Origin of the sequence: Pedobacter rhizosphaerae (genome assembly GCF_900111155.1) — a bacterium.
Lineage (GTDB): Bacteria > Bacteroidota > Bacteroidia > Sphingobacteriales > Sphingobacteriaceae > Pedobacter > Pedobacter rhizosphaerae.
The window spans coordinates 47,406-69,813 of the sequence record NZ_FOGG01000024.1 but is presented as its reverse complement, the minus strand read 5'-3'; the positions used below and the strand labels follow the sequence as shown (position 1 = coordinate 69,813).

Here is a 22,408-nt window from a genome sequence, read left to right as displayed (position 1 = left end):
TTTCAAGCGCCTAAAGCAAAATTTTCAACTACATAACTTTCTTGGCGATAACCAGAATGCAATCAAGATCCAGATCTGGTGCACACTTATCGCTGACCTGCTCATAAAGTTGGTAAAAGACAAAGCAGATAAAAATAGAAAGTCCAAGTGGTCTTTTTCAAATGTTGCAGGCCTGATTAGACAACACCTAGGCACATATATAGATCTTGTAATATTTCTAACAAATCCTGAAAAAGCTCTGATTGGATACAAAGAATACAGGCCACAATACCAAATGACCTTGTTTAAAACATAGAACAGGGGGGCTTACTTTTATCTAACAGGAAAAAATATGCCTTGAAAACTCTAGGACGAACTTTCTTAACTAATTCAGAATTTTACCGGACAACACTGACTTAGAACTACAGACTCAAGACTAAATTAACGTTGAACCTTCCATCCTTCATCTTTACTCAACTTTAATTTATAAGTTTTCGTAATAAAGTTACTGTTCTTGCTGGCATCTTTATCGAAGGGCTCGAAATCGGTACCCGTCATTTTTAGTGAAACGGTAACTTTTGCTGTGCTGGAGTTTACTTGTTCAAAATCTACTGGTTTTTCATCAGATAATACATATTCGATTACCTTCACTGTTGCTCTATCTGCGTCTTGCTTTAAAACCAGCGGACTCGCCTTATCGGTTAAAGTAATCTGATAAACAAAGCTGCTGTCTTTAGATAAAAACTTCTTTTTGGCTTCTTTAAGGTTCAAATCAACCAGGCCTTTGCTTGCCAAGGTTTTATATTTTCCCAGTTCGAACATATCATTGGTACTGTTAAACTTGATTTCACCAAACTTAAAACGGGTAGTTTTATATTCGGGATTGGCCTTTAAATAATCTGTAATTACTTCTGCGGCTTCATCTTGATTGATGGTTGTTTTGGTTTTGCATCCGGCAAAGCCGATAACAATAAGAGATAAAATATAAACGGTTAATTTTTTCATGAGTAAATGATTTATGCTTTTTAAAGATATTTAATTTTAGTTTAATCGCAAATTGATAACCACAAAGGAAAAGCAAACATAAATGTGAAATATTTTTTATGTGGTAAAGCAGGCGTATTATTTTTTTTTGAACCATATAAGCCATGTAAGAAAATGTAAGACTGGCTGTGATAAAAAACAACCACTAAGACACGAAATGCTAAGAAAAACAAAACCTAAGTGTTTTTTTGGTTTAGTGGTAAAAAATATGCGCCCAACTCTGTGTCCTCCGTGCCTGTCTTTGTGCACTTTGTGGTTAAATTTAAAACCTACATTTATGGTTAAATTTAAAACCTAACTCTGTCGTTAAATTTAAACCTACCTCCGCTTCAAATACTTCAAATTCGGTAAAACCATAGCCGATAAAATAATCACCACGCCTACCCAACGTAAAAAGGACACTTGTTCCTGAAGAACAAAACCTGCCATCATTACCGCAACCGGAAGTTCGGCGGCACTTAATATAGAGCTTAAGGCCGTACCTATTTTAGGTACTCCCTCGGCATAAAACAAAGGCGGAATAACTGTGCCGAAAACAGCAATAATTAATCCCCATTTCAGCAGGCTACCTGTTAGCGCGCCGTTATAAAGAAATGTTGGCGGAAACAGGATAAAAATGAAAAGGCAAGCACCTGTAATCATCAGTGCGCTTTTCTGCAATGCAGGATATTCATTTCCAATCTTTCCACTTAACATTAAAAAGCCGGCGTAAGATAGTGCGGCCAACAAGCCAAAGCCAATTCCTTTTAAATCCATGCTTTGAATGCTGGTTTCAATCATTCCACTAGCCAGAACTGTACCACCTAAAACTAGCAGTATCGCTACAAATTGTAATCCCGTTGGTTTCTTTTTAAAAATGAGGTATTCCATTAAAATACTCATCCATATAAATTGCATTAACAAAATAATAGCTACTGAATTGGGAACCAACTTTACCGATTGGTAGTAGAAAACACTCACCAGGCCTGTACTTACTCCGGCCAAAACCATCTTCCACCAGGGTGTAAGAACAGTTCTTTCTCTTGCTTTGTATTTTTTTGTCCGACTTTGAAAGAAAAACAGTACCCAAAGAATTACCGCTCCAAAAAATGCCTGAGCCCCCGTTACATCACCTAAAGTATAACCTTCGTGATAGGCTAGCTTTACAAAAGTAGATAGGATGCCAAAGCTACAGGCACCGAAAAAAACAAGGAGAATTCCTTTTAGCATGTAATTTATTTATATAGGCACAGAGAAAAAAGAGTATTCACTGAGCAAATCAAGGCACATGTTATCCCTGTCAAGCCCAAGCTCCAGTCATTACGCTTTAAGTATTCTAAGCAAGTTGCTGTAAATATTTCTGAATAGTTGTTTCCAATCCTAAATAAAGTGCATCACTGATTAGGGCGTGGCCAATAGAAACTTCCAGTAATCCTGGAATACTTTGAGCGAAGTAATGCAGGTTATGTAAATCCAGATCATGGCCAGCATTAATTCCTAGGCCTAATGCATTTGCCTTGTGTGCAGCTGCGATGTAATTTACAACAGCTTTTTCTCTATCAGCGAAGTAATTATGCGCATAAGCTTCAGTGTAAAGTTCAATTCTATCTGTACCTGTTTCTGCGGCATGCTCTACCATTTCTACCACAGGATCTACAAAGATGGAAACACGAATACCTGCCTTCTGAAAAACAGCGACCATTTCCTTTAAATAATCTTTGTGCTTAATGGTATCCCATCCATGGTTTGACGTAATTTGTCCTTCAGCATCAGGAACTAAGGTTACCTGTGCAGGCTGATTAGCCAAAACTAAATCTACAAACTTATCTTCTTTACAGTTACCCTCGATGTTAAACTCGGTAGCTATAACGGCTTTTAAATCGTAAACATCCTGATAGCGGATATGACGTTCATCAGGGCGGGGATGCACCGTAATACCTTGGGCACCGAAGCGCTCGCAATCTAAGGCAACCTTAACCAAATCAGGATTATTACCTCCGCGGCTATTGCGAAGCGTAGCAATTTTATTGATGTTTACTGATAACTTTGTCATGAAGCAAAGATAATGCTTTGCCCCTGTTAATCTGAAACCTTAAAAAAATTTGACTTTTTTTTGCTCATATTTGCCTTCTTAAGATCTAATGAAGGAATGACTGAATTTTGAATTATTGAATGAGAGATTGAGTGAATGAAGGAATTAGTGAATGCTATAAATGAACATAAAAGACACTACGTTAAATAAAATTTTAATTGCGATCATTGCTGCAATCAGTTTGCTGGCATTATTTGGCGGCATTATGGAGCCTGACTCTGCGCTATATGCTTCTATTGCCAAGAACATGGTATTGCGAGATGATTGGGTAAACATTTATGTTCGCGGGGCCGACTGGATGGATAAACCTCATTTAACCTTTTGGCTCGCTGCCGCATCTTTCAAAGTTTTTGGCATTAATGCATTTGCTTACAAACTTCCCTCCTTTTTATTTGGCTTACTGGGTGCAGGATACCTTTATAAATTAGCGAAGGATATTTATAATGAAAAGATAGGTCTGATCAGCGCATTGATTTTCCTGAGCGCACTACACATTTTGATTTCTACTTTTGATGTGCGTGCAGAGGTTTACATTACTACTTTTACGCTGGCTGCCATTTATCATTATTACAAAGCACATCAAGGCTCATTTTGGCATATTGTTTCAGGATCATTTTTTGCCGCCTGTGCCATCATGATTAAAGGTATTTTTGTTTTAATTCCGGTTTTTGGAGGTTTTATTATTTACTGGCTCTTAACCAATCAATGGAAACAGTTGCTGAAGCTAAAATGGTGGATCGCCATTGCCTTAATTCTTCTCTTCATCATTCCGGAATTGTACACGCTTTATGTTCAATTCGACCTACACCCTGAGAAAGTTGTATTTGGCAAAACGGGCGTTTCGGGTATTAAGTTTTTCTTTTGGGATAGCCAATTCGGACGTTTCTTCAACAACGGCCCGATAAAAGGTAAAGGAGATCTCAGCTTCTTTTTACACACTACACTTTGGGCATTTTTACCCTGGTCTATATTATTTTATGCCGCGGTGGTTAATCTTTTCAAGAAAAAAAACAGGATTGCGTGGCCTGCTGAAAGCATCATCATCTGGACCAGTGCGGCCATTACATTTTTATTATTTTCGTTATCTAAGTTTCAGTTACCGCATTACATTTTGATCATTCTGCCCCAGTTTGCCATCATCACTGCACTGTATTTAGAAAAACTTAGTGACAAAAGCTTAAAGACTTTTATTACCATACAGAATATACTTTACGTACTCATTGTACTCGCCCTTTCTGCAATCGCTATATTATTTAAATTCAACTTATACTTCGTTGCAATCGGTTTTGTGGTATTGATATTTGGATCAGCGTTTTTATTATTTAAAGGTTTAAAAGTTAATACCCTGCTCGGGAGAAGTTCTTTTATTTCTGTGGGATTGATGGTTTTCTTATCTGCTTTCTTCTATCCTGCGGTTTTAAAATACGAATCGGGTATGCAGGCAGGCAATTGGTTAAAAGAAAATTATCCAGAGGCAAAAGCAGCTGTATTGATGTATCCTGATGCCTATTCCTTTGATTTTTACGCCACTGGCGAGCCTCAATATTTTTGGAATTATGAAGATCTAGCCAAATTTGGCAACAAAGAATCGTTAATTATTTATACGTCCGCGGCAGAACTGGAAAGGTTAAAAACGGAATATCACGCTGAAGTGTTAAAATCCTTCGAATATTATCACATTACTAAGCTTACCGGAAAGTTTATCAATGCTGAAACACGCCCTCAGGTTTTAGAGCAATTTTATTTGGTTAAACTACATTAAAAATGGATTTAGTCTTTCGCATCATCAAATTTGGATTAACAGGTTTCCTCGGAATGGCGATAGATTTCGGGGCCACCTGGTTATGTAAAGAAAAAATCAAGATTAATAAATATCTGGCCAATGCCATAGGTTTTACCCTTGCCGTAACCAATAATTATTTAATTAATCGGGTGTGGACTTTCCAGAGTACAAATAGTCATTGGGGGACAGAATTCAGCAAATTTTTAGTGGTGAGCTTAATTGGCTTAGGCTTAAATACCGTAATCATTTACTTATTCCACCAGCGCAAGAATGGAACTAACTTCTACCTGGCCAAATTCTTTGCAATTGTAATTGTATTTGTATGGAATTTCTTAGCGAATATGCTTTTTACGTTTAGATAAGCATACTTGTGGTAACTAGCTTACGTTTTTGCCGATGAAATAGAATACTACCAACCAGATTAAACCCTTAATCAGGAAGAATAGAAACCCTACTAGCCCCACCCTTTTAAACCACAATTTTACTTTTTCTTTATTCATGGAGATGATTCTCTGTAAAGATAAAAGATTTCCAGCTAAATTAGAAAGATTTTAAATAAGGTTTTACCGCAGAGGGCCCTGAGAGGAAGGCACCGAGCACACCCAGTTGGATGCATATTTTTTACCAAAAAGGCCACCGTGCAAGCCTAATATTTTCTTATATGGCTTATATGGTTCAAAAAAAAATAATACGCCTTTTTCACATTTAAGTTTTCTTTTTGCCTTTGCGGTGCTTCTCTGCGTAAAGCTCTTTTTCTATGTGGTTAAATCCCAAAAATCCCTTCAGTTGAGCTATTTCTTATTCGGCAATAACTTAATTTCTTTGGCTTTGAAGCGATTATTAACAATTTCGCCGGTTACTTCAGCTTTACTCACTGCATTGCAAAAACCATGTTTCCCGTGGGCATCGCCAAATTCATCGATATTTTTCCCATCAACGAAATACGCATGACCATCAATTCTTACTGCCAGATCACAGCTTTTGCCTTTTAGTTTAAACTGACACTCACCACAGGCAATATCTACCACTTTATGGCTAATTTCTTTTGTTGTCGCTGCTTTTTTAGCTGCGGTTTGGGCATTTGCACTGATAGTAAAAATTCCAAATGCCAAAGCCATGATTACTCTTTTCATGTTTAATATATTATAAAGCAAATGTAGGTTTTTATGGAACAAAAGTGCTTCAACCCGTTGTAAAATAAACCTGATGGGAACGAACACGGATCCAGATATTTATCGGGAGGAGTAAAGTGTACAGCAGGACTAAATGCTCCTAAGAACTCCTGACATTGTTTTTTAAACTGAAAATCTTATAGTCGGGGAAATGGCTAAAATGCAAAAAGGGATATGCAAATTGCACATCCCTCTTTTATTTACAATCCGGAATCCCTACTCAGAACTCCAAACTTAATTAGTAACGATATTCGTCAGATTTGAAAGGACCTTCTACCGGTACGCCGATATAATCAGCCTGGTGTTGATCTAAAACTTCTAATTCTACACCAATTTTCTCTAAGTGTAAACGCGCTACTTTCTCGTCTAAATGCTTAGGCAAAGTATAAACTTTGTTCTCGTATTTACCTGGGTTAGTCCAAAGCTCTAATTGTGCTAAAGTTTGGTTGGTGAAAGAGTTACTCATTACGAAACTTGGGTGACCAGTTGCACAACCTAAGTTTACTAAACGACCTTCAGCTAAAACGATAACATCTTTACCATCGATAGTATATTTATCTACCTGAGGTTTGATTTCTACTTTAGTACTACCATAAGTACCATTTAACCAAGCCATATCGATTTCGTTATCGAAGTGACCAATGTTACAAACGATCGCTTTATCTTTTAATGCTCGGAAGTGTTTCTCGCGAACGATGTCACAGTTACCTGTAGTAGTTACCACGATATCTGCTTCTTTAATAGCTGTGTCTAATCTTTTTACTTCGTAACCTTCCATTGCAGCTTGTAAAGCACAAATCGGATCAATTTCTGTAACGATAACACGTACACCTTGTGAGCTTAAAGATTCTGCAGAACCTTTACCTACGTCGCCATAACCGCAAACAACAGCTACTTTACCAGCCATCATTACGTCTGTAGCACGACGAATCGCATCTACTAATGATTCGCGACAACCGTATTTGTTATCAAATTTAGATTTAGTTACTGAATCGTTAACGTTGATTGCAGGTAAGTGCAATGTTCCGTTTTTCATTCTTTCGTATAAACGGTGAACACCTGTAGTGGTTTCTTCTGATAAACCTTTGATGTTAGCGATTAATTCTGGAAAACGATCGAAAACCATATTGGTTAAATCGCCACCATCATCTAAAATCATGTTTAAAGGTTGTTGCTCCGGACCGAAATGTAAAGTTTGCTCAATACACCAGTCGAATTCTTCTTCAGTTAAACCTTTCCAGGCATAAACCTGAATACCAGCAGCAGCAATTGCAGCAGCAGCATGATCCTGAGTAGAAAAAATATTACAAGATGACCAGGTAACTTCTGCACCTAAAGCCACTAAAGTTTCAATTAAAACCGCTGTTTGGATAGTCATATGCAGACAACCTGCGATACGAGCACCTTTAAGGGGTTGCGAAGGACCGAATTCTTTACGTAAACTCATTAAACCTGGCATTTCTGCTTCGGCTAATTCGATTTCTTTACGGCCCCATTCTGCCAGTGAAATGTCCTTAACTTTGTAAGGGATGTAAGTTGTCTCTACTGATGACATATATTTATTATTTAAGTTTCTAAAAGTTAGACAATTACGAATGTCGATTATTTTGAGTACCCGATTTTTACCCGAACTATCTAATAATGATTCATTTTGTCAATGCAAAAGTACACAATAGTTTAACCAATTTCAAAGCACCCAAATCCGTATGTGCAAACATTGCACACAATAGACATGATGGATTACACTAACCAATTGCCCTTACCTGTTATTAACCAGTCAAGAGATACACCATAATTTACACGCAAAACATTAAGCAGGTAAATACTTGGTGATCCTAATTTCTGATTCCTCATCCTTTCAAAGTTTCGTCGATCAATATCATGTGTCTGACAGAAATTAAATAAGTTCTTAATCTTGCCCATCTCCATTAACCTGGTAAATGCAAGCGATACTCTTTCGATAGCACGCACATCATATTCTTTTACAATTTCTCCCGGCTTTTTATTTTCCATGGCTATGGATATCTTTATGAAGTGTACTTTTCGAATAGGCTTCGATCCCCATGCGCTGTATTACCATTTTGCGCATCTGATCATAGCCGTAGCCGTTTTATATAGCTCAAATACGATAACTAATTCTGCTTCTCTAATTTATTTTGCTGTTTTATTTCCGTCAATCTTACCGATCATAGTCCCTTAAATTTGCGGATGGAAACTCCCTATTACATCACTGATAAGCCTTTTGATCTCATCATAATCTGCAATATCACCCTCAAATTCAATAACAAGCCTTACCACAGATTTCTTTTTCTTTTCTTCTGGTTCATAGTCATCATCGAATACCGGTAAAGCAATTCCCCAGTCTGCAAGATCATCCTAATCCCATTCATTGGCCAATAGATCGTAATCGTCGGAACCAAAAGCAACATTATCCTTGATGATGTAGGCTTTAATCTGACCAATGGTGGCTGTACGAGGAATGATTTTACATGGAATAGTTTTGGAAGATCTTAATTCTGATATAGCAGCAAACCACTCATTGAAGTTTTCAAGCGATTGCTTTTGCTCAACGATTACCGCAAACTCATCATCAGGCATGGCTGCAGCTTCAAGAGCAGCCCTCAATCTCATGTTCCCGGCAATAGCAACATAAGCATCAGCATATTCCAAAACGAGAACCTCACGCATCTTCAGCATTTCAGGATGATCAATAATTGATTTGACGAGCCTAGAGAAACGCTCATCACGAATTCCCCGTGGATTTTGGGGAATGCCAGCAATCTGACCAGTATTAGGTCAAATTAGCTTTGTAGGAATTGATTGCGTAATGATTTCCATATACGCAAAGGCAATAAATAGTTGCGTCATATTGACGCGACTATTTGTAAATAAAAAGGCTGATCCATCAGCCTTTTTATTCTAGACACAATGTCTTTTTATTACCTTCATTATCCCACTGCATGATTGTGCTTTATTCCCGGTGACCTTGTATTCTGTATATCTAGAATTCATGCAGGCATCTTTCAGCTGTCTGTATTGATACTTAATAGCAGGTATGTACTTTCCAACAAGTTCAGATTTAAGCGAATGCTTGCTTAAATTACTGTCATTTTCATTATGCTGGAAATCGCAATAGCTATCAAAGGTTTGAAATTCTTTTTCTTTTTGTTTAAGTGGAAATAGCTTATGTTCAACAAAATGGATACATGCATAAAATGCTGTTGTTACTACCCAGTCGTTGTATTTTCCATCCAGTGTTTGCAAGTGATCACACAATTCTTCATTGTGCAGTCCATGATCGAGAGCCATTAAAATTTATTAATTGTTAAGAAGGTTTATTATACTTTAATACATATCCATCGCAATGGAGATTATAATCGTTAAGCTTTTCATTGAAGTCTACGAAAGAAAATTCTACGTGACAAGTTTCAGAGTTCAATGTTTCCTCTAAATGCTCAACAAACTCATATACATTCAAAAAGGATTCATTATAGAAATCAGATTCTTTTACAGAAATAAGAATTGAAAGGTCTTTCCACGAATTAATTTTCAGGTAGGCATCATTTCCTGAAATGTTTTTCCTGTCAAGAAACTTCAATAAATCCAAAACTTGAGTTCCAGAATTGTCAACATTATTATCTAGGCGATCTAAGATAACTTTTTCAGCACTTCTTAATCCGTCTTTTTTCCCGCTTAAATATGCATCAATCACCTGATCTCCTGTAAAAAGATTTTGGTTAGGAGCTTCTATATTCCATTTTTCTGAAATATTTGATCCAGTAGTTGCAGTTGCCATTGTCATTTGAGAGAGTGTTTAATATTAACTAAGATGATGAATGAGTATTCATTCATTTCTGTTGGTTGCCAAAGTTATACCATTTTTGCAAATTATAATAGCAATGATAGAGCTAATGGTGATGTTGTTCTTAGTTGTGAAGTTAGTTGTGCTCTTATTGTTTATCTTGTTGTTGTTGCACAATACCATCAGTTTAAAATTTGTTTTAAACCAAAATTTAGCCCCTAGGTTGAACGATCTAAGTGAAAGTGACATCACGATTACCGATTAAATAAATTTGCCAGCATGCGAGAGATATCGAAAAAAGTAATTGCAAAATTAATTGCAATTATAATTGTAAAATATTTTTACGAACTAATGATTGATGACATTTTAATGACAATTAACCTTTATTATATTGACCATTTGAGCGTGTTTTCAACTGGATGTGGAAAAAATAGGACTCAAAATAGACCCAAATTGTGGACATGTTTATAAATATTAAACTTAAAAACTGCATTAATAACTTTAATATTTTCTTGAACAATGATTAATAATAAATTTCTAATAATTAATCTTTTTTTGTCAGGGTGAATGTGTCATCCTTATTTGAATAACTCTTGTCATTTTCATTATAATCAAGAAGGTATGATCCCAGTGTCATATAGTCAATTAGATAAGCGTGGGGCGAATTCATAGAAGATCTAATTTCAAATTGTAACGTGATATGAATTTGTCTTGTTGATGGATTGTAGAGAAAGTCAATTATTCGATAGCGCTCATCGCCCTCGTAAATGTCCGAACCTGTTATTGCCCACTGCTTTTCACTAAATTCTCCATTTACTAATCGTTTACAGATCCATATGCCACTAAGCACTAAAGGTGTAGAAGCTATTGCTGAAATATTACCTAAATCTTTCCTAAGCTTCGTTAAAGAAGTTGTTAAGTCAGAATTAGTCGATTTTTCATTGTTTAGTTCATTTTGAAGTTTTGATGAACGCTCTAATTCTTTCTTCTGTTCGGAATAGATATCGCCGACGAGTTTTTGTTGATCTTCGAGTTCCTTCAACAAATCTACATAACGCTCAAGCTTGACTGAAGCTTTTTTGTTTTTTTCGAGGATTTTGTTCTCATTTTCTATTTTCCGAGCGAAAAGAAATTCTGTTATGCCATTTCTTATAAATGGGAATACAAAAACGTAAAATAGTGCACTCAACAGCGGATAGAAAATCATTTTTAGATTATCCTGCTTAGCATTAATGAGATTATTTAATGTATTATAACCAGCTCGTTTAAGTGCTTCATTATCATAAAATAAAATTGCAACAGTAATTCGCCAGTTAAAAAAAATCCAAGCTATTGCAAAGGAGCTAAATAAAGGATTTCTGATCCGGTCTTTTATTTCTTGAAATAGGTCTTTAAATACTTCCATGAGAGCTAGTAAATTTTCCGCAAATTACATTTTTAGGATTGATCGTCAAATTTCCTATATTCGTTGATTAACGCAACACAATGAATTTTAATTTTATCAATGATGAGCAAATTGCAATACATTATCATAACGAAGAGTTAATATATCAGCCATATTCATTCCGCTAACCAAAGAGGAGATTATGGCTATTTACAGATATCCTGCTAAGCTCTGAGATAATCCATTGATGACTTCGTTTTTCTTTGGGCATCGGAAAGATGTTTACCCGATTGTAACTTTTCAAAATCTAGTTCAGTAGCAGAAAATTTTGTTTTATATCTTTTGTAGTCATTGTACCCACTAACCCTAAGCTTTATGGGGTATGTGTCATCACTATTCTTCTTTCTCTCATCTAAGAGTAAACGTAGGTTGGGCATAAACAAAAATATATAGGAAATAGATAATTGCCCGAATATTGCCCAAATATTTGAAATATTCAGAAATAAAGGGAAATATAAAATGCTTTTAAGACTGTGTAATGGGCGATTTGAAAAGGCAAGAAACCTTAAGAAATATTACATTGCATCACTACTGATGACATAATTTCTTGTTTTTAAATGTAATGCAAAGTTACGCCATTGCTTTGTGAAAGCCAAATAATAGCTGGTGCAAGCGGCTTTACAAAATGTAATATCTATTTAAAAAGGCAGTACAGTAATTTATTCCTTAAAATACTTACCTTAGAATTAGATCTTATCACTCACGTTTATGCAAATAGCGGCTCAAATTGTCATTGGCTTGGTTGCCTTAATCCATTTATATATTGTTTGGCTGGAAATGTTCGCCTGGACCACCAAAGCGCCAAAGGTTTTTAGAAATTTTCCGAAGGAATTGTTTCCGCCTACAAAATCTCTTGCCGCTAATCAGGGACTTTACAATGGATTTTTAGCAGCAGGTTTAATCTGGTCGCTATTGATTTGCGATCCGGTATGGAAATTAAACGTAGCAATCTTTTTTCTGGGCTGTGTATTTGTGGCTGGTGTTTATGGTGCTGCAACGGCAAGCAAGAAAATTTTAATGGTGCAAAGTTTACCAGCAGCAATAGGCCTGATATTGGTTTTGTTGCTCAAGTACGCTTAGAAAATTCTAGGTTACCATGTTTAAATATTTCATGGTTATCATCCTCTTTATATTTTATGGTTTTTACGATCATGAGCCGGAGGTTAGCATAAACCAATCAAAAATTAAAGAAGCTTTAGCCTTTTGTAAGAAAAATAAAATGGATACCACAATCTGCATTATGCTAGATATGAGTATTCATTCTGGAAAAAACAGACTTTTTGTTTATCATTTCAAGAAAAACGAAATCGTTATTGAGAGTCTTTGTGCTCATGGTGTTGGCGGTGGAAGTACGCCTTTAAAACCTGTTTTCAGTAGTTACTGTACTTCATTGGGCAAATACAAGGTGAAAGGTCGCTCTTATAGTAATTGGGGCATCAACATTCATTACAAAATGTACGGAATGGAGAAAACGAACAGCAATGCATTTAAACGCATAGTAGTTTTGCATGCTTACACTCCTGTTCCGAATAAGGAGATCTTTCCTCAAACTTTATTCGGACAAAGTGCGGGTTGCCCCGTTATATCCAATGAAGCGATGAGAAAGATAGATGTACTGCTTAAGGCGAAGAAAAAATCAGTATTGCTTTGGGTATATATTTGAAAACTTCATTTTTTTGAAAGTTTATATCCTATACGCTCCCTTCCCTCCAGCATTTCCTTTTTTTCTAAAAGTTCATCAATATATTTGAAGACTATTTCAATATTTTTTATATTATTTTCTGTTTTACGTTCGAGTTTTTGTATTGCATTTCTTAATTCCGAATTATCATAAAGCATCTCTCGCAACCTAACAAAAATTTCAATTATTTTAATGCTAACTAGAATCGCTTGCTCACTACGCAAAACAGTTGCAAGCATTAGCACTCCATGTTCTGTAAAAACATATGGTAATGCTCCTCCTAGATATTGTTTTGAGGGCATAGCCTTTTGCGATATCATAATTTCAACTTCTGTATCAGAAAGTTGGAACATAAAATGATTTGGAAAATTATTTATATTTCTTTTAACCTGCTCTCTTAATCGTCTGGGTAATACACCATAAAGCTCAGCTAAATCTCTATCCAACATAACCTTTTGGTTCCTTAAGAAATATATTTTATTAATTAAAACTTCATCAGGGACAATCAGATTAAGTTTATTTTTAGCCATATATTAAGGTGTCGCAAATTGCGACACCTTAATATATGAAAAAAGGTTGAAAAAATTACAAATCCAACAACCGCTCTAAGTGATGGTAGTCAATTCCGAAATACGCTTTACTTTCTTTTATTTTTTGTAAAACTGTTGCTTGTCTTTCGCTTTCTGCTTCAGGCTTCAAGTTATCGGCTCTCTTCACGCCTACTACAAGAACATTTTTAGGGGTATGTGCGTCTGATATAAATTCAAATACCTTCGTTTTATACCCAAAGTACTCTAAAATTAACGCCCGAATGCCATCGGTAACCATTTCTGCCTGGCGTTCTAAGAAGATACCATATTTGGTTAAAAACGAAACATCATTTTTTACTTTGCTTTTCTCCATTTCCCGTCTGATCTGTTTGTGGCAACAAGGTGCTACTACAATTAATTCGGCATTGGCTTTAATACCTTTGTAAATTGCATCATCGGTAGCGGTATCGCAAGCATGGAGCGCAATTAATAAGTTTACATCAGCAGCATGATAATCATGAATCGTTCCCTGAACAAAATTCAACTGATTAAAGCCAGATTTTTGTGCTACCTGGTTACACAAATCAACCATATCCTGGCGATACTCTACGCCAACAACTTCTGATTTCAGATTTAAAACGGAATGCAAATAATCATATAAAGCAAAGGTTAAATAGCCCTTACCAGAACCCATATCAGCAACTTTTTTAACCGTTCCTGTTGGAAGCTCTTTAATTAAGGCACTGAGAATTTCGATATAATGATTGATCTGACGATATTTATCCTGAGCATTTTTAAATACATTCCCTTCCGCATCGGTAATCTTTAGCTCTTGCAAATAAGCTTTTGATTCAGGTTTAATGAGGCGATTTTTCTCCTTATCATGGCTTGCAGATGGCGCTACAGTACTTGACGCCTTGCTCTCCCTTAAAACCACTTTACCGCTGTTCAGTTCTTCAAGAATAAGATCCTTTTGGGTACTGAATAAAGTTGCGATCTTAAAACCAGTGTTCAGGTAATTGACTACAAGTGTTAAACCTTCATCAATCGAGTAGTTTTTAACCACATCGCGCGTTTTGTAGCGAAAGGTAAAAGCAAGTTTCTCTTCACGCTTAATCAATACTCTCCGGATAAGAAGCTGTTTAAGAGCTTCCTCCTCACCTTTGTAATTCCCTAAAGAAAGTTTAACAAAAGTTTGATTAGCCAAACTCTCCTGAACCGAAGATATAAATGTTGTTGCGTGCTGCTGAACCGACATGAGAAAATTTTAAAAGACAAAGATAATCAAGTTTATTGGCACCGTTAATCTTCTCTTTATAATGTAACAATTGAGCGACTTTATTTGAGGCATGACAGGATATATTTTACCATCGCATAATAAAAAGCACCTGTCAAAATATTCTAGAGCCAACATTTACATAATACGTTTTACTAAACTGGAATGGCAGATTATTTATAATCATTCCAAAAAACTTCATGATCTATTGGGTTGCTTTTAATTGCGCAAATTAAAGTTTAGATTAGAATATCGTTTTATATCTAACCATATTTCATGAGTGACTTTCAGATAAAAAAATCGCCTACTGTTTATGATGCCATTATTGTGGGATCGGGCGCAGGGGGCGGAATGGCAGCCTATGTTTTAGCTAATGCCGGACAAAAAGTGTTAATGCTTGAAGCAGGTCAATATTTCGATCCACGAATAGATGCACATCAATTAAAATGGCCTTGGGAATCTCCCCGCCGAGGTGCAAGTACAGTAAGACCTTTCGGTGATTTCGATGCCTCTTACGGTGGCTGGGAATTAGAAGGTGAACCCTACACAACTAAAAACAAAACAGAGTTTGAATGGTTCAGGTCGCGGATGTTAGGTGGCCGTACCAATCACTGGGGAAGGATTTCGCTCCGCATGGGGCCTAAAGACTTCCAGGCAAAAGATGGTTTAACTGATGATTGGCCTATTACTTACGACGATGTAAAACCATTTTACGATAAAATTGACCGAATGATCGGGATTTATGGCAGTACTGAGGGTTTAGAAAACGAACCTGACGGAATCTTCATGAAACCGCCAAAACCCCGGTTAAACGAATTATTCATTAAAAAAGGTGCTGAAAAAGCCGGTGTAAAAGTAATTGCTGGTAGAGGATCTGTACTTACAGAAGCCTTGCCAAATAACAGCGATCGTGCACCTTGCTTCTATTGTGGTCAATGCGGCAGAAGCTGTAAAGTGTATGGCGATTTTTCTTCTTCGTCTTGTTTAGTTATTCCAGCGGTAAAAACGGGAAATCTGACTGTGATTACCGACGCGATGGTACGCGAAGTAATCACCGATAAAGATGGCACAGCGAAAGGTGTTTCTTATGTAAATAGAAAAGATCTTCAGGAATACCAGGTAAATGGTAAGCTTGTTATTTTAGGGGCAAGCGCTTGCGAATCAGCCAGAATTTTATTGAATTCTAAATCTTCTTCTCATCCAAACGGATTAGCAAACAGTAGTGGTGTGGTTGGAAAGTATTTACACGATTCTACCGGAGTAAGTGTATCAGGTTTTCTTCCTCAACTCATGGATCGTAAACGTTATAACGAAGATGGCTTGGGTAGTGTTCATATTTACTCTCCTTGGTGGCTCGACAATAAAAAACTAAACTTCCCTCGTGGTTACCATATCGAATATTGGGGAGGAATGGGTATGCCAGCATACGGTTTCGGCGGAGGTGTTCCGCGCATGAATGGCATGGTTCCTGATCGAAATGGGAAGATGAAGGATGCAGGTGGCTATGGTAAATCATTAAAAGACGATTATAGAAGGTTTTATGGCACTACCGTAGGTATGGCTGGTCGTGGAACTGCTATTGCACGGGAAGATAATTATTGTGAAATTGATCCTAACATGGTGGATAAATATGGGATCCCTGTATTGAGATTTCATTATAAATGGGCGAAAGAAGAAATTCTCCAGGCCAAACACATGCAGGAAACCTTCTTGCACATGATGAAAGAAATGGGCGGTGTGGTAACTTCGGAAATTCAAGGTCCCGAAACCAATTATGGTTTACTTCCCCCGGGGAAAATCATTCATGAAGTAGGAACAATTCGCATGGGTGATGATCCTAAGAAATCGGCCTTAAATAAGTATTGCCAGGCACACGATTGCAAAAACCTATTTGTGGTAGATGCTGGACCGTTCGTTCAACAGGGCGATAAAAACGCCACCTGGACGATTCTAGCCCTCTCTATGCGTACTGCAGAATATATATTGGCTCAAAAGAAAAAACAAAACATTTAAAGAATTACAACATGAACAGACGTGATTCCATAAAAGCATTGGGTTTAACTGCACTAAGTACTACTGTGCTTATTGATGCATGTAAACAACCCGAAAACAAAACAGAAGCAGTAGTTCCAGAAGAAACAGCTAAAGAGGCTGGCCGTGAAAAATGGGAACTTGACAGGGATAAGAAATTAAAATCAGAAACCTTTTTCAATAAGCACGAAATGGCCACCATTACCGTTTTAGCAGATATCATCATTCCAAAAGATGATGTTTCAGGTAGTGCTACAGATGCTAAAGTGCCCGAATTTATAGAATTTATTGTGAAGGATATTCCTGAGCATCAGGTACCCATGCGTGGAGGTTTAAAATGGTTGGATGTATATTGCTTTAACAAATACGAAAAATCATTTGTAGAAGCTTCAGAAGAACAGCAAATCTCCATTATTGATGAGATTGCCTACCCAAAAAAGGCAAAGCCGGAAGTTCAGGCAGGGGTTATTTTCTTTAACCGAATGCGCGATTTAACTGCATCTGGTTTTTATACCACTGAGATAGGTGTAAAAGACATTGGTTACATGGGCAATTCACCCAATCAATGGGCCGGTGTACCCGATGATGTATTGAAACAATACGGAATGCAAAATGTAAAAGTTTAATATTTTATCCGTTCAGCATACAAAAAACGAATACCACAAAGGCATTGAGACACGAAGAATGCTTATTCTCATGGCTGTCTTTACGCCTTTGTGGTAATTATCTTAACTTCTACTCTACAATCAGTATTAATCCCTTAGCTTTTTCAACCGGAATAGATTTTCCTCCTGGAAAGCTTCCTGCTGCTTGAAACTTATCAATCGCCGGGGCAGTAATTTTTACCTGATCAGGATCTAATCCTAGTTTATTCCAATTGATGTTTAAATTAACCTTTACGTCTGTATCAGCCCAGCTGGCGATGGCGATCATGGTTTTACCTTTTTTCTTATATACGCTGGCTAAAACTTTAGGGTTATCCGTTTTTACCGGGCAGTTATCGCTCCAATAGCCAATCAGTTCAGAATCTTTAATTCCGAAGCTATCCCAGGTTTTCCATAAAGGTTTTGGATCACTTTTATCTGACCAGCCCAATCTGCTTGTCATTCCATAAATCATTCCCCGCCATTGATTTCCATCATCCTGAAGCATCTCTCCCATTAAGCCGAAAGGAATACCACTTACCTCGGTCAGGAAGAAATCCGGATTATTCTTTTCATAGTCGAAATATTCGCCAAACCATAAACGATTCAAATAAGGGAAATGCTCCATATACAAAATTGCACTGTTATTAAAACCATCGCTTTTGTTATATTGATTGGCAGAATGTAAATCAATAATCCCAGGGTGATTATCTTGCGTTAATACCCGTTTAATGCGTTTCATCGTTACCCGATCAAAGGCCACATCATCCAGGTAAACACCATCAATACCAACATTCTTTACCAACCAGTTCATGCCTTCAACATAGTAATTGTGCCAGCGGTTCATTCCACTATTGATAATGGCAGCATCTTTAATTTCGGGCACAAACCAGGCAGCGATGTAATTTGAATCGATGTGCTCCTGTAACCAGCTGAAGCCTCCCCCATTTCCTGGAGAATACACTTCGGTACCCAAACTGCGTAATGCCGGCCATTCGTAAGCATGATTAGAAAGCTCACGCACGGTATTGTAAATTTTAACTTTTAAACCTTTTGAGTGTGCATCGCCTATATAATTCTTCATTTTCTTCCATTCTATAAACGGATAGTTGATCCAGGGATTTATTGGTGTTGCATGATGAATATTTACCACCGTAGCACCATTTGATTTGATACTGTCCAGATTACCGTATTTATGGTAAAAACGATTATCCCACTGGAAATTAGTATCAATTAAGTGAAAAGGTGTAATCAGTAAATTAAAATTATAATAAAGCACCTCCCCCTTTTTCATACTCCTGGCTCCTGTAAAATTATCGGCAAGCATAGAGCTTCCCTTTACGTTAATCTGGATTCCTCCATTATTATCATTACCCCATGATTTAGGTAATAATAAAGGCTTTTGCAGGTAGAAATTGGTATTGAGCGGTCGAACATAGTTTTCATCTCTTAAGTTATAATACAAGCCAGCATTCACATTTCCTATCCATACTGCATCCTGATTTTTATGGGCTACATCCCACTTCCACTTAACGGTATCTGGCCTTACTCCACCTTTCTCACCCAAACCCATCAAATATTTCGTAGATCCTTTATCAAACGGAATGTGAAAATCAACATTACTAAATTCCACATCTTTCAAAGCAGTAACTTTAACTACATAATGTACATAGCCATCAAATTCCAAAGCACCTTCCAGGTCCATCTTCAGGTTTTCAGATGTATTAGTAGCTGTCCATTTTACTGTTCCAGCTTCCTTACTTAGGATCTGAAAGTTACTGGTTGTAAATTTCTCCTGTGTTTTTGGAGTATTAAAAAAATGAAAGTGGATAGGTTCGGCTAAAATATTATTAGGCTTATCTGTATAACCGGTCATTTCTGCATTGAACAAAGTTTGAATTTGTTTAGGAAAACCATCCGTATTGATTTCAAACTTCCTTCCTAAAAGTGAAATTACATTTCCTTCCACGCTTAGCGGTGTATAGGGTGCAACCACGGTATTAGATTGAGCCAAGGTAGAATTGAGCCAGGTTAAGCGCGTTTGCTTCTCCGGTTCGCCAACGCCAGCATCCGTCAATACAGAATTGGTTACCGTAAGCTTAACTGCGATGTTCTTTGATTTACCGTTAGCCTTTACGATCAATTTTCCAGTGTAAATCCCTGCACTTGTACCTTTAGGCACATCTACCGTTATCCACATGGGTTGAATGTTACCAGATACTACGTTAACTTTTTTGGTTAGCGGCTTATTGTCGTAACCAGTTCCATTGGTATTTAAGCAGTTGATGTATCTGGCAGAAATTACTTTGCCTGTGCTTGTCTTGAGATCACCAAAGGCAATATTTAGGTTATTTAAATCGTCCAATGCATATACCCCAAGCTGAAAGGCATAATTCTCCCCTCTGTTTGCTGTACCCGAAAATGTATCAGCACTTCTTTTTTGTATCCAGCGGTAAGGCAGGTCCTTTGGCATCTTAATTGGAAACATACGATCTTCCGGAAAAACGATAAACGATTGTCCTGCATGTTTAGCCTTCATTGATGCCGTTTCCTTTGCTGTAGCGATAACTTCCATTGGATAGAAAGAGTTAAAGGCATCAATAGATTGAATCTCTACTACAGCGCTATTAATGGAAGTTCCTTTTACTTTCGCTTGCCAGGAAGTATTAATGGCATTGGGCTTAAGATATACCCCCTTCGGATAATTGCTTCTGCCTTCATTTTTATAAGGCATGTAGTAAACAAAGTATTTTCCTTTTGAAGGTGCTTCGAAGTAAATATCAGCACTTTCTCTCGTTACCCGCTCAGCAGATGAATTTGCAATGGTCTTCCCATTAGCATCCTGGATGATAATCCTTTTTAATTCTGGATGCTCATCCCTTCTTCTCCAGTCGATTTTTACGTGTGCTACACCCTCAACACCATTGTATTGAACAATAGCCCTGTGATTACCTAAAGAATCTGGATTCCAACTATTATTACCATTGGTATATTTAACGATCTGAGCATGGAGTGACATCTGCCCGAATAGACAGACCAAAAGAAAAAGCCTAAATTTCATCTTGAATTTGTTTTAGGCTAATTTATAGATACCTAGCCGATTTAAAGCTATGTAATGAAAAAATGAAGCAAACGTTTGTGTAATAAAACAAGTATGATCTAAAACAAAAAAGTCCTGCTCAATGAGCAGGACTTTTAAACTTTTAAAGTAGAATAAATTATTCTCCTTTAGGTTCTTCCATAGCTGGAGCTTCTTCAGCAGGAGCAGCTTCTGTAGCAACTTCTTCAGTAGCTTCGGCTTTTGCCTCAGCAGCTTTAGGAGCAGCAGCTTTACTTCTACCACGACGAGTAGTTTTCTTCTCTTCTTTAGCTTCTACGTTTTTACCGTAAATTTCGTTGTAATCTACCAATTCAATTAAAGCCATTTCAGCGTTATCACCTAAACGGTTGTTTAATTTAATGATACGAGTATAACCACCTGGACGGTTTGCAACTTTCTCAGCAATCTCGCGGAATAAGATAGTTACTACTTCTTTATCTTGTAAATAAGCAAAAACTGTACGACGTGAGTGAGTAGTATCATTCTTAGATTTAGTAATGATTGGCTCAACATAAGTACGTAAAGCTTTAGCTTTTGCTAAAGTTGTAGTAATTCTTTTTGCTTTGATTAAAGATGTAGCCATGTTAGCTAACATTGCTTTTCTGTGGCTGTCGGTTCTGCCTAAGTGATTAACTTTTTTACCGTGTCTCATTGTTCTGTAATTAAGTGTATACCGTCTCCTTATCGAGGGAATTATACACTGTGAAAAATTATTTTATATTAGTAAAGTCATTAGTAAGAAGACTCTCGACTCCGAACCAAAGACTCCCGACTAATCTTACTCTTCGTCTAATTTAAATTTAGACAGGTTCATTCCGAAAGATAAACCTTTAGATTTTACTAGTTCCTGGATCTCTGTTAAAGATTTTTTACCGAAGTTTCTGAATTTTAACATATCAGCTACATCATAAGAAACTAAATCAGCTAAAGTGCGGATATCAGCAGCTTTTAAGCAGTTTAATGCTCTAACTGAAAGATCCATATCCACTAATTCAGTTTTAAGGATTTTACGCATGTGTAAAATTTCCTCATCAACTTCTTTAGTTTCTTCTTTGGCTTGAGATTCTAACACTAAATTCTCATCAGAGAACAACATAAAGTGTTGGATCAAGATTTTAGCAGCTTCTTTCAATGCTTCTTCTGGATGGATTGAACCATCAGTAGAAATATCTAAAACCAATTTCTCGTAATCCGTTTTTTGCTCTACACGGAAGTTTTCTATCGTGTATTTAACGTTTTTCATTGGAGTGTAGATCGAATCGATAGCGATAACACCTACAACAGCATCAGCAACTTTATTTTCTTCAGCAGGAACATAACCACGTCCTTTATTGATGGTTAATTCTACTTCTAAAGTAACAGATTTATCCATATTGCAAATAACATGCTCAGGGTTTAAAACTGTAAAGTTGTTAGAGAATTTAGTGATATCACCAGCTTTAAACTGCTCTTGGCCATTTACAATGATGAACACTTTCTCCGCATCTCCAGATTCACCAGTTTTCTTAAAACGAACTTGTTTTAAGTTTAAGATGATATCTGTTAAATCTTCTACAACACCTTTGATGGTAGAAAATTCGTGAGAAACGCCAGAAAAACGAATAGTAGTAATAGCATAACCTTCTAATGAAGAAAGTAAAATTCTTCTTAAGGCATTACCAATTGTTACACCGAAACCGGGCTCTAAAGGACGAAATTCGAATGTACCATCGAAATCAGTCGATTTCTGCATGATCACTTTGTCTGGTTTCTGAAATGCTAAAATTGCCATTTATAATTTTTTAAATTCGTTATTGAATATATAGTAACATGAAAAAAGTTAATTACCCTTTGGAGGTAATTAACTAAGTC

The 22,408-nt window shown here is 36.8% G+C and carries 21 protein-coding genes and 1 pseudogene; 7 read left to right on the top strand and 15 right to left on the bottom strand.

The features are described 5' to 3' along the window. Window positions 1-295 (top strand): annotated as a pseudogene (locus BMX11_RS24540) (IS4 family transposase); the annotation flags it as partial. A gap of 125 nt (window positions 296-420) precedes the next feature. On the opposite strand, the gene BMX11_RS17455 reads toward BMX11_RS24540, so the two are convergent. The 3 genes from BMX11_RS17455 to BMX11_RS17445 form a co-directional block, all read right to left on the bottom strand. Further along, on the bottom strand, window positions 421-984 hold the full coding sequence (locus BMX11_RS17455; protein WP_090886594.1) for a hypothetical protein: 564 nt from the start codon (window positions 982-984) through the stop codon (window positions 421-423). Window positions 985-1,341: 357 nt separating this feature from the next. Continuing rightward, window positions 1,342-2,232, bottom strand: a complete 891-nt coding sequence (locus tag BMX11_RS17450) for an EamA family transporter (RefSeq protein ID WP_090886592.1) — start codon at window positions 2,230-2,232, stop codon at window positions 1,342-1,344. A 106-nt stretch (window positions 2,233-2,338) separates the two neighbouring features. Beyond that, window positions 2,339-3,055, bottom strand: coding sequence for a pyridoxine 5'-phosphate synthase (locus tag BMX11_RS17445; RefSeq protein ID WP_090886590.1), 717 nt, complete (start codon window positions 3,053-3,055; stop codon window positions 2,339-2,341). A gap of 160 nt (window positions 3,056-3,215) precedes the next feature. Here BMX11_RS17445 and BMX11_RS17440 point away from each other — a divergent pair, with 160 nt between their 5' ends. Beyond that, the gene (locus BMX11_RS17440; protein WP_090886588.1) at window positions 3,216-4,856 is read left to right on the top strand and encodes an ArnT family glycosyltransferase; all 1,641 of its coding nucleotides are present in this window, start codon (window positions 3,216-3,218) and stop codon (window positions 4,854-4,856) included. Between the two features lie 2 nt (window positions 4,857-4,858). Then, window positions 4,859-5,239: a GtrA family protein gene (locus BMX11_RS17435; protein WP_090886586.1), complete on the top strand. Its 381-nt coding sequence runs from the start codon at window positions 4,859-4,861 to the stop codon at window positions 5,237-5,239. A gap of 429 nt (window positions 5,240-5,668) precedes the next feature. Here BMX11_RS17435 and BMX11_RS17430 read toward each other — a convergent pair whose 3' ends face one another. The 7 genes from BMX11_RS17430 to BMX11_RS17390 form a co-directional block, all read right to left on the bottom strand. After that, window positions 5,669-6,010 (bottom strand): DUF6370 family protein, encoded by a 342-nt coding sequence (locus BMX11_RS17430; RefSeq protein ID WP_217643865.1) that lies wholly within the window; start codon window positions 6,008-6,010, stop codon window positions 5,669-5,671. A 277-nt stretch (window positions 6,011-6,287) separates the two neighbouring features. Next, window positions 6,288-7,604, bottom strand: a complete 1,317-nt coding sequence (gene ahcY / locus BMX11_RS17425; protein WP_090886583.1) for an adenosylhomocysteinase — start codon at window positions 7,602-7,604, stop codon at window positions 6,288-6,290. Window positions 7,605-7,789: 185 nt separating this feature from the next. After that, complete coding sequence (locus tag BMX11_RS17420; RefSeq protein ID WP_090886581.1) at window positions 7,790-8,062, bottom strand: hypothetical protein; 273 nt, start codon at window positions 8,060-8,062, stop codon at window positions 7,790-7,792. Window positions 8,063-8,425: 363 nt separating this feature from the next. Continuing rightward, window positions 8,426-8,737, bottom strand: a complete 312-nt coding sequence (locus BMX11_RS17415; protein WP_090886579.1) for a hypothetical protein — start codon at window positions 8,735-8,737, stop codon at window positions 8,426-8,428. Between the two features lie 231 nt (window positions 8,738-8,968). Then, window positions 8,969-9,358, bottom strand: a complete 390-nt coding sequence (locus BMX11_RS17410) for a hypothetical protein (RefSeq protein ID WP_090886577.1) — start codon at window positions 9,356-9,358, stop codon at window positions 8,969-8,971. Window positions 9,359-9,374: 16 nt separating this feature from the next. Further along, window positions 9,375-9,851, bottom strand: a complete 477-nt coding sequence (locus BMX11_RS17405) for a hypothetical protein (protein WP_139180214.1) — start codon at window positions 9,849-9,851, stop codon at window positions 9,375-9,377. A gap of 544 nt (window positions 9,852-10,395) precedes the next feature. Then, entirely contained in the window at window positions 10,396-11,256 is an 861-nt protein-coding gene (locus tag BMX11_RS17390; protein WP_090886570.1) for a hypothetical protein, read from the bottom strand. Window positions 11,257-12,003: 747 nt separating this feature from the next. On the opposite strand from BMX11_RS17390, the gene BMX11_RS17380 reads away from it, so the two are divergent. Both BMX11_RS17380 and BMX11_RS17375 read left to right on the top strand, forming a co-directional pair. Continuing rightward, entirely contained in the window at window positions 12,004-12,375 is a 372-nt protein-coding gene (locus BMX11_RS17380; RefSeq protein WP_090886566.1) for a DUF1304 domain-containing protein, read from the top strand. A gap of 16 nt (window positions 12,376-12,391) precedes the next feature. Beyond that, window positions 12,392-12,958 (top strand): murein L,D-transpeptidase catalytic domain-containing protein, encoded by a 567-nt coding sequence (locus BMX11_RS17375; RefSeq protein ID WP_090886564.1) that lies wholly within the window; start codon window positions 12,392-12,394, stop codon window positions 12,956-12,958. Between the two features lie 5 nt (window positions 12,959-12,963). On the opposite strand, the gene BMX11_RS17370 is transcribed toward BMX11_RS17375, so the two are convergent. Both BMX11_RS17370 and BMX11_RS17365 read right to left on the bottom strand, forming a co-directional pair. Then, the gene (locus BMX11_RS17370; RefSeq protein WP_090886562.1) at window positions 12,964-13,506 is read right to left on the bottom strand and encodes an ORF6N domain-containing protein; all 543 of its coding nucleotides are present in this window, start codon (window positions 13,504-13,506) and stop codon (window positions 12,964-12,966) included. Window positions 13,507-13,561: 55 nt separating this feature from the next. Then, the gene (locus BMX11_RS17365; protein WP_090886560.1) at window positions 13,562-14,764 is read right to left on the bottom strand and encodes a class I SAM-dependent methyltransferase; all 1,203 of its coding nucleotides are present in this window, start codon (window positions 14,762-14,764) and stop codon (window positions 13,562-13,564) included. A 294-nt stretch (window positions 14,765-15,058) separates the two neighbouring features. Here BMX11_RS17365 and BMX11_RS17360 point away from each other — a divergent pair, with 294 nt between their 5' ends. Then, window positions 15,059-16,795, top strand: a complete 1,737-nt coding sequence (locus tag BMX11_RS17360) for a GMC family oxidoreductase (protein WP_090886558.1) — start codon at window positions 15,059-15,061, stop codon at window positions 16,793-16,795. A gap of 11 nt (window positions 16,796-16,806) precedes the next feature. After that, window positions 16,807-17,439: a gluconate 2-dehydrogenase subunit 3 family protein gene (locus BMX11_RS17355; RefSeq protein WP_090886556.1), complete on the top strand. Its 633-nt coding sequence runs from the start codon at window positions 16,807-16,809 to the stop codon at window positions 17,437-17,439. Window positions 17,440-17,548: 109 nt separating this feature from the next. Here BMX11_RS17355 and BMX11_RS17350 read toward each other — a convergent pair whose 3' ends face one another. The 3 genes from BMX11_RS17350 to BMX11_RS17340 form a co-directional block, all read right to left on the bottom strand. Further along, window positions 17,549-20,518 (bottom strand): glycoside hydrolase domain-containing protein, encoded by a 2,970-nt coding sequence (locus tag BMX11_RS17350; protein ID WP_090886554.1) that lies wholly within the window; start codon window positions 20,516-20,518, stop codon window positions 17,549-17,551. Window positions 20,519-20,675: 157 nt separating this feature from the next. After that, a complete protein-coding gene (gene rplQ, locus BMX11_RS17345; RefSeq protein WP_090886551.1) occupies window positions 20,676-21,209 on the bottom strand; it encodes a 50S ribosomal protein L17 in 534 nt (177 codons plus the stop codon). Between the two features lie 126 nt (window positions 21,210-21,335). Next, window positions 21,336-22,328 carry a DNA-directed RNA polymerase subunit alpha gene (locus BMX11_RS17340; protein ID WP_090886550.1) on the bottom strand — a complete coding sequence of 331 codons (993 nt, stop codon included), beginning with the start codon at window positions 22,326-22,328 and terminating at the stop codon, window positions 21,336-21,338. Between the last annotated feature and the right edge of the window lie 80 nt (window positions 22,329-22,408).